This is a genomic window from Anaeromassilibacillus senegalensis (genome assembly GCF_001261775.1).
GTDB classification, from domain to species: Bacteria; Bacillota; Clostridia; order Oscillospirales; family Acutalibacteraceae; genus Anaeromassilibacillus; species Anaeromassilibacillus senegalensis.
On sequence record NZ_LN868537.1, the window covers coordinates 514,580 to 526,401 of the forward strand.

At 47.8% G+C, this 11,822-nt stretch carries 11 protein-coding genes, 1 tRNA gene and 1 other RNA gene; 9 read left to right on the top strand and 4 right to left on the bottom strand.

The features are described from left to right. Genes csm3 through BN2106_RS08145 form a run of 5 tightly spaced genes read left to right on the top strand, consistent with a single transcriptional unit; the run spans nucleotide 1 to nucleotide 4,368 of the window. A complete protein-coding gene (gene csm3 / locus BN2106_RS08125) occupies nucleotides 1-741 on the top strand; it encodes a type III-A CRISPR-associated RAMP protein Csm3 (protein ID WP_050698052.1) in 741 nt (246 codons plus the stop codon). Then, nucleotides 719-1,675 (top strand): type III-A CRISPR-associated RAMP protein Csm4, encoded by a 957-nt coding sequence (gene csm4, locus BN2106_RS08130; protein ID WP_050698053.1) that lies wholly within the window; start codon nucleotides 719-721, stop codon nucleotides 1,673-1,675. Before csm3 ends, csm4 begins: the two co-directional genes overlap by 23 nt. Beyond that, entirely contained in the window at nucleotides 1,672-2,865 is a 1,194-nt protein-coding gene (gene csm5, locus BN2106_RS08135; protein WP_050698054.1) for a type III-A CRISPR-associated RAMP protein Csm5, read from the top strand. The genes csm4 and csm5 overlap by 4 nt, the downstream gene beginning before the upstream one ends. A 1-nt stretch (nucleotide 2,866) precedes the next feature. Continuing rightward, entirely contained in the window at nucleotides 2,867-3,634 is a 768-nt protein-coding gene (gene cas6 / locus BN2106_RS08140) for a CRISPR system precrRNA processing endoribonuclease RAMP protein Cas6 (protein ID WP_050698055.1), read from the top strand. Continuing rightward, a complete protein-coding gene (locus BN2106_RS08145) occupies nucleotides 3,631-4,368 on the top strand; it encodes a DUF6602 domain-containing protein (RefSeq protein ID WP_050698056.1) in 738 nt (245 codons plus the stop codon). The genes cas6 and BN2106_RS08145 overlap by 4 nt, the downstream gene beginning before the upstream one ends. A 1,446-nt stretch (nucleotides 4,369-5,814) precedes the next feature. Here BN2106_RS08145 and ssrA read toward each other — a convergent pair. The 3 genes from ssrA to BN2106_RS16135 form a co-directional block, all read right to left on the bottom strand. After that, nucleotides 5,815-6,162, bottom strand: a transfer-messenger RNA (tmRNA) gene (gene ssrA / locus BN2106_RS15590). Between the two features lie 12 nt (nucleotides 6,163-6,174). Further along, the gene (gene smpB, locus BN2106_RS08150; RefSeq protein WP_050698057.1) at nucleotides 6,175-6,639 is read right to left on the bottom strand and encodes an SsrA-binding protein SmpB; all 465 of its coding nucleotides are present in this window, start codon (nucleotides 6,637-6,639) and stop codon (nucleotides 6,175-6,177) included. A gap of 141 nt (nucleotides 6,640-6,780) precedes the next feature. Next, entirely contained in the window at nucleotides 6,781-6,948 is a 168-nt protein-coding gene (locus tag BN2106_RS16135; RefSeq protein WP_154666456.1) for a hypothetical protein, read from the bottom strand. A gap of 94 nt (nucleotides 6,949-7,042) precedes the next feature. Between BN2106_RS16135 and BN2106_RS08155 the strand changes: the two genes are divergently transcribed. Both BN2106_RS08155 and BN2106_RS08160 read left to right on the top strand, forming a co-directional pair. Then, complete coding sequence (locus BN2106_RS08155; protein WP_050698058.1) at nucleotides 7,043-7,285, top strand: hypothetical protein; 243 nt, start codon at nucleotides 7,043-7,045, stop codon at nucleotides 7,283-7,285. Between the two features lie 39 nt (nucleotides 7,286-7,324). Continuing rightward, entirely contained in the window at nucleotides 7,325-8,248 is a 924-nt protein-coding gene (locus BN2106_RS08160) for a GH25 family lysozyme (protein WP_050698059.1), read from the top strand. Between the two features lie 36 nt (nucleotides 8,249-8,284). Here BN2106_RS08160 and BN2106_RS08165 read toward each other — a convergent pair. After that, nucleotides 8,285-8,370: transfer RNA gene (locus BN2106_RS08165), tRNA-Ser, on the bottom strand. A 212-nt stretch (nucleotides 8,371-8,582) separates the two neighbouring features. On the opposite strand from BN2106_RS08165, the gene asnS reads away from it, so the two are divergent. Further along, entirely contained in the window at nucleotides 8,583-9,980 is a 1,398-nt protein-coding gene (gene asnS / locus BN2106_RS08170; RefSeq protein ID WP_407921745.1) for an asparagine--tRNA ligase, read from the top strand. 383 nt (nucleotides 9,981-10,363) lie between these two features. Then, nucleotides 10,364-11,653 carry an aspartate aminotransferase type Ic gene (locus BN2106_RS08175; RefSeq protein WP_050698061.1) on the top strand — a complete coding sequence of 430 codons (1,290 nt, stop codon included), beginning with the start codon at nucleotides 10,364-10,366 and terminating at the stop codon, nucleotides 11,651-11,653. The last annotated feature ends 169 nt before the right edge of the window (nucleotides 11,654-11,822 follow it).

Genomic DNA, 11,822 nt, shown 5'->3' on the forward strand with positions numbered 1-11,822 from the left:
ATGTTGGAAAAAATTAAAATCACAGGGCAGATAGAAGTTGTCACCGGCCTGCACATCGGCGCTTCGGACGTCTATGCAGCCATCGGCGCGACAAATTCCCCGGTTGTCCGAGACCCGATGACGCAGCAGCCCATCATTCCGGGAAGCAGCCTGAAGGGGAAGATGCGCACCCTGCTCGTTAAATCCAAAACTGATAAATATATCTTAGAGGAGCCGAGTCAGGACCCTCAAATGATAGTGCGGTTGTTTGGATGCACTGCCAAAGACAAAGATACGCCGGCGATCCCCTCCCGCCTGCAATTTGTGGATTGCTTTTTGTCGGAAGGCTGTCTGAAGAATTTGCCGGATAGCGGTGCAACAGAGGTGAAAACAGAAAACACCATCACCCGTGCCACCGGTCAGGCGAATCCACGATCCATGGAGCGCATCATTCGTGGAACAGTTTTTGATTTTAACCTGTTCTATACGGTGGAGCGATTCTTCCTGCAAGGAGTCGATGCAAAAACGAAGCCGAAAAAAGCGGAAGAACAAATCCGAAAAGAGATTGCAGAGGATTTTGAAACGCTGGCGGATGGAATTAAGTTGTTGCAGCAGGATTATCTGGGCGGCCACGGGACGCGGGGTAGCGGTCGTATCGCGTTTTCAAAATTACAATTGGAAGCGGTGGGGTACAAAGGGGATTTGGGAGTATTGAAAAATATAATAAATGGTGAGAAACATGATGGAACAATATCTGTATAAGTTTCATTTCAATGGTTCCGTGCATCTGGGGCGGGAAGAAGGCCGCAATGTATTGCAATCGTCCGACATGCAGCTCCGTTCTGATACGCTGTTTGCCGCGCTGTGTGTAGAGGCGGCGCGTAGCGATGATAACATATTAAATCGACTTATCGGCGAGGCGGAGGCGGGACGCCTTTTGGTATCGGACGGCCTGCCTTTCCGGGACAGGGAGCTGTTTCTGCCAAAGCCCATGCTTCTCCGTAGAGAGGGAACTGTGCCGATGGAGTCGAAACAGCGAAAGCAGCTAAAAAAGATTCCGTATATCCCGCTTTCAAAATGGAACGGTTATCTCGCGTTTTTACAGGGCGCAAAACCGCTGGACCAAGGCTTCGCGGACACCTGCAAAGACCTGTACTTTCCGGACGAGCGCACCTGCGCCGCGGTGCGCGGAAAGGAAGACCCGGACCCGTATTTAGTCAACAGCATACGGTTTAATGTGAACTGCGGACTGTACGTCCTCTTAGCGTTTGAAACGGAGGAACTGCGCATCGAAGTAGAATCGCTGTTGGAGTCCCTAAGCGTCAGCGGTGTAGGCGGAAAGCGGAGCATGGGCTTTGGAACGTTCCGGTTGGAGCGCTGCGGCGCGTTGGCTGACGTATGCCCTTCGCTGTATAAGGGGATTACCAAGGAGGGCGCCGAGCACTGGATAACACTGAACACTTCTTTTCCAACGGACGGGGAGTTGGAAGAAGTGATTCCTACTGCCGCATACGCCTTGTGCCGAAGGGGCGGATTTGTCGATGGGATGGGGTACAAAAAGCGCACCATATACGCGTTTGCTGCCGGATCCTGCTTTGAAAAGCGGTTTTCCGGAGAAGTGGCCAATGTTGCGCCAGAGGGATGCCGCCCGGCGTACCGGCTGTTAAAACCGATCTTTTTGGGGGTGGATGTATGAACCTCTTAACAATCCCGCTGACGCTGCACGTTCTGACACCCGTGCATATTGGGTGCGGGCAGCAATTGATGAAAAAGGAATACGTACTTGACCTGGATAAAAACTGCGTATACGTTTTGGACACGAAGAAGTTCCTTCCATGGCTGGTTAAGCGCGGTTTGGACGATGCATATTTTACATTTGTGACGAGCGAAGAGAAAGATTTATATGAATGGCTTCGGGGTAATGACAAAAAAGAAGAGTGGAGAAAGCTTGTCCTCTATACAGTAGAGAGGGTATATGGAGATAAGGATATAAGAGTAATACGGCGGCAAAAAAGCAATTTATCACAGATAGCCGGCCAGGCAGCAAATAATCAGAGTGATAAATTTCTCCCTATTAACCTCATGATGAAGGATCCTTATGGGAGTCCATACATCCCTGGAAGCAGCTTGAAAGGCGCGATCCGCACAGCGTTGTTGAACCAGATAATTCAAGACGACGCAGAGGATGCGAGCATGCAGGAAGTGGTCGATCTATGCAATCAACTAAGAGAAACATTGTCCAATCCAACAATGGATAATAAAAAAATAGAAAATTTAGCAAAGCAGATGCAATCTATAGAACAAGCTTGTCTACATAAATTAAAGCTGAATTTGGTTGCAGATGATAGCGACGCATTGAGGTCCATCATGCGGGGAATATCTATTTCAGACAGCAAGCCTCTAAATGCTTGTACATTAACATTGTGCCGAAAAATCGACTACGATGTGGGGGGCAAAAATCCGTCGTATATTCATTTACTAAGGGAGTGTCTAAAGCCCGGTACGGACGTGCGATTCACTATGACGCTGGATATGGATATTTTAAAGGACACAAAAATTGACAGGATCTATATTGAGAAAGCCATTAAGAACTTTTATATTCTGCAAAACCGAGAGGTTGTCAAAAAGTTTAGAGGATTTGAGTTTGCCGCAGAGGATAAACGCTGTGTACTCTATTTGGGCGGCGGCTGCGGCTTCCACTCGAAAACGCTGCTGCTGCAACTGCTGGGAGATAAAGTGACTCCTGGTACGGCCCGACTATTGCAATTCCTTTATAAGAGGGGAGGCCATAATAAGGGTGAAAGCGTTTCGCCGCACCGGCTTAAATGCACCTACTGCGGAGAAAGAGTATTAATGGGGAAGTGCGAGGTGCGGTTCGGTGGTTAAAATGTGTTTGGAGCTGGAAGAAACCCGGCAGGTTCCCCTTGTCCCCGAGGACGCCTACTGCCTGTACGGCTGGCTGATGGAGCGCGTTTCTCCAGATTTTGCGGATCAATTGCACGAGAGTAATATGCGCCCTTTTTCTCAATACCTGTTTGTACAGCGGGATACGCCGTTCCGGGCGGAATACCATTGGAATCTTTTTACAGAGGAGGCGGCTCGGGAGATCACGCCTCTGCTGTGCCCATCCAAACCGGTCCTTTTGCGCGGTGGAGAGAAGCAGATCCGAATCCGGAGAGCGGAGCAGGAACCGTTTTTGACTGCGGATACGGTTGAGCAGTGCTTCACCGCGTTGGAAATCCCCACCTCTTACAAGATGAATTTTTTAACCCCGACCACGTTTAAAACGGAAGAACACTATGCGTTATATCCCACAGCGGAATTGATCGTAAAAAGCGCCGTGGCCCGCTTTGCGCAGTTGGGCAGCGACGTTGTTTTAGAGGATGAGAAAGTCATCGCGCAGCTGGCCGGCGCGGCCAAGATTACAACCTATTCCCTGCATGCAAAAAAGTATCGAATGAAAGCGTCCTGTGTACAGGGATTCACCGGGTGGGTGCGGCTGGCGATCCATGGGCCGGAGCCGATGCGGCGGTTGTTTCGCCTGCTGATGAACGCGGCGCCGCTGACCGGAATCGGGATCAAAACCGCACTGGGAATGGGCGGCTGCAAAGTAGAAGAAACGTTTGGACGAGACTTAAAAAGGAATTTAATATGATTAAAACGAACATAAAATCATTGCTCAAAACAAAACAGACGTTGCTGGAAGCCAAACTGGACGTTTTATTTAGTCATCCAGTAACAAAAGGAGACCATTGCGAAGGCGCTTGGATTGACTTTTTTAGAAGCTTTCTGCCCAGTAAATTTGCGGTCGATAAAGGATTTGTATTTGATTGCGAGGGAAGTATTAGTGAGCAGATTGATGTGATAATCTACGACGCGCTTTATTCGCCGCTCATCTTTGGAACAGATGCAGGGGAGAAATTTATTACGGCAGAAAGCGTGTATGCGGTGTTCGACTCAAAGCCTGAAATCAATAAAGGAACGATTGGATATACGAATAAAAAAATTCAAAGCGTTGAAACCCTGCGTAGAACTTCGAGAGGTATCATCAGTGCGGGAAAAGAACTGCCTGCAAGGGGGCTACCACCCATTATTGGCGGAATACTTGCCATCAGATCAGTCGAAAAGAATGCCATTGAATCTTATATGAGAGAATTTCATTACATAGACGTAGGATGTGCCATCAAGAAGCATTCGTTCTTGGTTAAAAGAGATGAAGATAAAAAATTTTTATCCTGGGTCTGCAGTACAGAGGAAGAAACCGTTCTTGCTTTCTTTTACATGATATTGGACGAGCTTTATAAAATAGGAACAGTCCCAGCGATTGATATACGTGACTATGCAAACGCAACGTTGACAGACATAAAATTTGAAAAGGAGAACCAATAAAGAATCGAGAATTTTTGTTATATTGTACTTATAATGCGAAAACATTCATGGTAAATTCTAAAAGAGATAAATAAGGCGTCTATCCCAAGCTCATATGCTTATGGGATAGGCGCCTTGTTTATTTTCCCCCTTACAGGGCACGGAGTTAAACCCTATGTCTGAACTTGAATATTGTATGTTCGCTCTGGTTTCCGTCCCCTTACGGGGCGTGGGTTTTGACTGAAAAGGATTACAACACCAAAAAACAAAAAATTGTTTCCGTCCCCTTACGGGGCGTGGGTTTTGACCTTATCCACCATATAAAATCGAATGACGATGTTATGGTTTCCGTCCCCTTACGGGGCGTGGGTTTTGACCTTATCCACCATATAAAATCGAATGACGATGTTATGGTTTCCGTCCCCTTACGGGGCGTGGGTTTTGACTTATGGATCTCAACAATCTCGACGTCGCCAAGGTGTTTCCGTCCCCTTACGGGGCGTGGGTTTTAACCCTAACCCTGCTGCTACTCATATTAACAGCATAACGTTTCCGTCCCCTTACGGGGCGTGGGTTTTGACCAGACCACCAACCCGTGAGGCCGGAGGCATAATAAAGTTTCCGTCCCCTTACGGGGCGTGGGTTTTGACTGCCCGTTTGGGCGGTGCCTGTACATCGAGGAGCAGTTTCCGTTCCCTTACGGGGCGTGGGTTTTGACGAGGCAACTAAAAAGAAAGGTCCCCGTCTGACGACTTCCGTCCCCTTACGGGGCGTGGGTTTTGACAACGAAGTCGCAATGATACTTGTCCTTGGCGAAACTTCCGTCCCCTTACGGGGCGTGGGTTTTGACCATGCAGTAATAATGCAGGGTTTTTGCGGCAACCACTTCCGTCCCCTTACGGGGCGTGGGTTTTGACGTGTTTTAACGGGGATTGCCGTAAGCCGTGGATCACTTCCGTCCCCTTACGGGGCGTGGGTTTTGACTATTTTAAGTGTGACAACGGGCTATACTTTGTTACTTCCGTCCCCTTACGGGGCGTGGGTTTTGACTGCACCCCTATTATACCCAGTATCCATGCGGGTTGTAAAGCCCAAAAGTGCGAATCTTACGGAAAACAGAAAATAAATATACCGGGTAAGAACGAATTATCGAAAAATCCAGGATTTATGCGAGGTGCGAATCTCCAAGGAAATCTATGTGAGCTTTAGGTTCGCACGCAAAGAATATAATTCTATATAATCGATAATAATTAATTTGTTATCTTGAATTATACTGTGGATAAGAAAGGCGGCTTAAGCGCGTTTAAAAATATAAATGATTTGACACAATAGTGAAATAATGACCATGAATTACTTGAAAACAAACACGCTCACCTTATAACGACCAGACAACGACCAAAGGTGTAACTACAAAAAGAAAACCTCTCAAAAAATCCAGCATTTATGCCGATTTTCTGAGAGGTTAAGTGGTGGAGCTGAGGAGAATCGAACTCCTGTCCGAGAACCGCTTGCCCAGGCCTTCTACGAGTGTAGCCGATGTTTTCACATTCCCTCTACACAGCGCCCACAGGCAGGCTCAGTGCTTTAGTAGCCTTTAAGCCGTGACAGGGGTAAAGGCGTTCCCTTGTTCACGTTCACCGCTCATCGACGCCTCTATCCGGGCCGCGGTGCTCCCGGTAGAGACGGCAGCCTAATTAGGCTGCGTACGCAACAGTATTGTTGTCGTTTAATTTTAAGATTGCGGCTTTTAAAGCGGGTCCGCGCCGCTACTCGCTTACCAGGGTTCACAATCCCCGTCGAAACCTTTACAGCCCCATATATAAGGGTTTAACGATTTTTTTCTTTCATCGCCCGGTCAATATCGCGCTTAGCTGCTTTTGCGGCCAAATCCTGCCGCTTATCATAAAGCTTTTTGCCACGACAGAGGCCAACTTGTACTTTAACCAGTGAGTCCTTAAAATACACGGAAAGCGGGATCAAAGAGTAACCGTCCTGTTTAACAAGCCCAAACAACCGCATGATTTCCCTTTTGTGCATCAGAAGTCTTCGTACGCGCATAGGATCCTTATTAAAAATGTTACCCTGCTCATAGGCGCTGATGTGAAATCCATTAACGACCAATTCGCCGTTGACAACCGAACACCAGGCATCTTTCAAGTTGCACTGCCCGCGCCGCAGAGATTTTACCTCTGTGCCGCACAGTTCAATTCCAGCTTCCATACTTTCCTCGACAAAGTAGTCGTGATAGGCTTTTTTATTTTGTGCGATGGTTTTTAAAGACTTGGCCGCCATAAAAAAGCCTCCCTTTTCCGTCTTTGCTGTGGCTATATAGAATACCATAAATTTTGCTTTTTGTCAATTGTGAAGCGGCAAAGAGAGGGCAAAGGCGGTTCCGTCGTCTACAGATATCGCCTTTGCCAAAATAGAGATGCATTATGGTTCGTTTGCAAAATGTTCGGCAAGTTGTTGCCGCACCTCTGCTGATTCGCTGAAAACACTGTTGCTGTAAAGCGCTGCACTGCCGGAAAACTGTTTTGGCAATGCTTTTAAACTTTCCATATAGGCATTCTCATCCCGCGTGTTTGAGAAAATATTTTCCATAACAACACCTCCCGAAACTATTTTGTCTGAGAGGACACAAAAAATTTAAGGAAAATATTTCTCTTAGAATGTTTTTACCAATGGGGTGGTTTAGGTGGATGGCCTGGCCCATGTGGCGGCTTTGGAGGTGGCCCGGGAAGCCCAGGTCCGTGCGGCGGAGGTGGACGATGAAACCAGCCAGGAAAAGGCGTCCCAGGGCCATTGGGGCCGCCGGGAAGATGTGGCCAGATATAAAAACGCATGTGACTTCCTCCTTTCCTTAATAAAGGTATGCGGAAAGAAGTCAAAATGTCGCTTGCCTTGCAAACACCAGGTTGATTGGAAGAGCATATACTGAAAAAGACTTCGACTCTAACTTTATAAGGGAGGATGCACTTTGAAAGGAATTGACGTCAGTGCGGACAACCATGTGGAATGGGAAACGGCGAAAGAGGGCGGACTGGAATTTGCCATGCTTCGATGCGGATACGGAAAAGATCTGGCAAGCCAGGATGACCCTTCATTTGCCGGCAATGTTTCTGCATGTGAGCAATTGAATATACCTTGGGGAACGTATCTGTACAGCTACGCTTTAAATACAGAAGATGCCAGGAGTGAGCTGGCACATATTCTGCGCTTGGTTAAAGATCGGAAACCACTGTTTCCGGTTGTTCTGGATATGGAGGACGCGGATGGTTACAAGGAAAAACACGGTATGCCGTCGCGCAGAGTTCTCACAGATATTATTAAGACGGTTTGCGACGGATTAAAAAAAGCTGGATATCTTGCCGGATATTATGTAAATAAATCCTGGCACGACCATATGATTTATCCAGATGAATTAAAAGAGTACGAATTTTGGTATGCCCGACCGGGATATAGAAAACCGGATTTGGATTGCGGCCTTTGGCAGAATAATATTCCTGCAACAGGGGGCGAGTGGCCCGGCGTTACAACCGGCGGGGAAAACGAATGCGATACGGATGTCAGCCTTAAAGATTATCCGCAGATTGTGCGGGACGAGGGGCTGAATAACTGGCCGAAAACAAACCCGATTTCCATCGACACTACAATGGATGTCACAAAGACGCGCGGACAGTGGTACGGGGTGAAATGCACAGCAGAGGATCCCGCGAAAATTGAGCTGTATCCGGGTACGCCGGACATTGTGACGGTCATTCCGGTCAAACGGGAGGGTGACAGCCAGTTTTTCCTGGTGGTCCCAATTGGACAGCCGGGGCAGAGCACTGGCATTTGGACTCGCTATGGAGGCGACGAAGAGACGGCTCAAAGAAGATTTGTATTCAAGATCGGTCAATAAAAAAACAAGCACCTGTGAAAACAGGTGCTTGTTTTTTGGCGGAGAGGATGCGACTCGAACGCACAATGCCTTGCGGCACACCACATTTCCAATGTGGCTCCTTACCATTAGAATACCTCTCCATATGCAATTTTACGCCGCCGCAACTGACAGCTTGATTATTATAGCGGATGCGTATCAAAAAAGCAAGAGGTTTTTTGAAATTTTTTTCAAAATTATGCAAAAATTTACTTGCACCTTCCCAGAACGTGTTATAATATAAAAACAAACCAATTAAAAGTGCGGCAAAATGCAGAATAACAGAATTGCTGTACAAAAAACAGGGGGAACAAGTATTTTGAAGCGTACAGAAATCACAGAGCTTTATAAAAAAGCACAGGAGCTTGGCGGGAAGTCTGTTTTGGTCTGCGGCTGGGTGCGTACCATCCGTGATTCCAAAGCCCTTGGTTTTATCGATTTGAATGACGGCAGCTGCTTCAAAGGCGTGCAGGTTGTATTTGAAGCGGATAAGCTTTCCAATTACAAGGATATCGCAAAGTTGAATGTTGGCTCGGCTATCGTAGTTACCGGCGAGCTGCTGTTGACGCCGGAGGCAAAGCAGCCATTTGAAATCCATGCGATGGAAATCGCGGTGGAAGGTACATCCACGCCGGAGTATCCGTTGCAGAAAAAACGCCATACAATGGAATATCTGCGTACCATCGCGCATCTGCGTCCTCGTACCAATACATTCAGTGCAGCGTTCCGTGTCAGGAGCGCAGCTGCCTATGCGATTCACAAATTCTTTCATGAAAACGGATTTGTCTATGCCCATACGCCGCTGATTACCGGTAGTGACTGTGAAGGCGCTGGTGAGATGTTTACTGTGACGACGCTGGATCCTGAGAACCCGCCCCGCACAGAGGATGGCACCGTGGATTACAGCCAGGACTTTTTCCAGAAACGTACGTCCCTCACTGTTTCCGGCCAGCTGGAGGCGGAGTGTATGGCGATGGCCTTCGGCAAAGTTTATACCTTTGGCCCAACCTTCCGTGCCGAAAAATCATATACGCAGCGCCATGCGGCGGAATTCTGGATGATTGAGCCGGAGATTGCATTCGCAGACTTGAAGGACGATATGGAGCTTGCGGAAGCGATGATGAAATTCGTCATTCAATACGTTTTGGACACTTGTCCGGCGGATATCGCGTTTTTCAATCAGTTTGTGGACAAAGGCCTTTTGGACCGTCTGCACAATGTTGTCAGTTCTGAGTTTGCCTGTGTTACCTACACCGAAGCGGTGGACCTGTTGATGAAGAACAACGACAAATTTGAATACAAAGTGGAGTGGGGAACCGATCTCCAGACCGAACATGAAAAATATCTGACAGAGCAGGTTTTCGGAAAGCCGGTCTTTGTAACCGACTATCCAAAGGAAATCAAGGCTTTTTATATGCGCATGAACGACGACGGAAAGACCGTCGCGGCGGTAGACTTGCTGGTTCCCGGGATCGGCGAGATCATCGGCGGCAGCCAGCGTGAGGAGCGCATGGATATTCTGTTGCAGCGAATGAAGGACTTTAATCTGGAAGAGGAAAACTACTGGTGGTATCTGGACCTACGCAAGTACGGCGGGACAAAGCACGCTGGATTTGGCTTGGGCTTTGAACGTCTGGTGATGTACTTGACCGGCATTTCCAATATCCGCGATGTGCTGCCTTTCCCGCGGACCACTGGTACAGCGGAATTCTAAAAATGGGGTTTGCGTTTAGACATCCTGCATAAACAATCAATATATAAAGGAAAAACAGCGGCGCGCCGCGTGAAATATTCTCCGCATAATGAAAGGTGGAGGAATGTTTCATGCGGCGTAATTTTTTGTATGGTTTTATTTCTGCGTTTTCTCGTCGTTATGGACAATATTTTTTACAAGGGATTGCGAATAATTTGTCAAATAAGAGAAAATGCAGGATGCTGTTTTTTATCTTGCGTTTTTAAATGTGATGGATTAAAATAGTAAAGGTCTGTTATGGCACAGATTCTTTGATTTTTCAGTATTATATAGGAAGATTGTAAAAGAGGCCTTTTAAAATGGATGCAGGGCCACACGAAAAAAATGCATTTTAATTAAAGGAGATGCTCATTTTGGATTACCGATCAATGTCAAAGGAAGCACTGCAAGGAGCCAAGGCGGAACTGGAAAAACGCTACAAAGACATTCAGGCGATGGGCCTGAAGCTGAATATGGCGAGGGGAAAGCCCAGCCTGGCACAGCTGGATTTGTCCATGCCGATGCTTGACCTTTTGAATTCTTCTTCCAATATTAAAGCTTCCACAGGCGACGATTGCCGCAACTACGGCCTGGCGGACGGCCTGCCGGAAATGCGCGAGCTGTTTGCACAAATGCTCGGAATCGACGACCATAATATTATTGTGGGCGGGAATTCCAGCCTGAATATGATGTTCGATGCGGTTTCCTGTGCGATGACCCACGGTTTTCCGGGCAGCAAGCCCTGGGGACAGCAGGGGCATTTAAAATTCCTGTGCCCGTCTCCCGGCTATGACCGGCACTTTGCCATCACGGAATATTTTGGCTTTGAGATGATCCCGGTTCCGATGACGGCGGAGGGCCCGGATATGGATGTGGTCGATGCATTGATTCAAAATGATCCGCAAGTAAAGGGAATCTGGTGTGTACCGAAGTATTCCAATCCGACGGGTATTACCTATTCCGATGAAACGGTCCGCCGCTTTGCAGCCCTGAAGCCCGCCGCGCCCGACTTTAAGATTTTCTGGGATAATGCGTACTGCGTACATGATTTGACGGATACGCCCGACCAGCTGCTAAATTTGTGGCACGAGTGCCGCAAACAGCACAGCATCGATATGCCCATTTTCTTTGCGTCCACCAGCAAGATTACCTTCCCGGGTTCCGGCGTTGCAGCCATGGGAGCAAGTGAACATAACCTGGCGGTGTTCAGAGAGCACTATTCTTTCCAGACCATTGGCCCGGATAAGTTGAACCAGCTCCGCCATATTTACTTCTTTGGAAATATGGACGGCGTGAGGCTGCAAATGGAAAAACACCGTGCGATCCTGGAGCCCAAATTCCAGATGGTTCAGGCAAAACTGGAAGAGAATCTAAGCGGCAAAAACGTTGCGCGGTGGACCAGGCCGAACGGCGGTTATTTTGTAAGCGTCGACGTATTGGACGGCTGCGCGAAGCGCGTGGTAGGGCTTTGCAAAGAGGCCGGTGTTACACTGACTGGCGCCGGCGCAACCTATCCCTATGGGAAAGATCCGAAAGACAGCAACATCCGTGTGGCGCCGACCTTTCCGCCGGTTTCCGAACTGGAAATGGCGATGGATGTATTCTGTGTAGCGGTGCAGCTGGCAGCAGTGGAAAAACTGCTGGAGCAGGCGTAAGCCAACTGGATAAAATGCGATTGCGACCGGCGGGTGCGTTCTGGCGTCCGCCGGTTTTTGCGTTTTCTTCAGAATCGACACGAAATATTCATATTTCCTAGGAACATTGAGCAAAAAATTGGAGTATTTATAATTTTATTAGATTATTTGTACTAAATTGATTGACTTT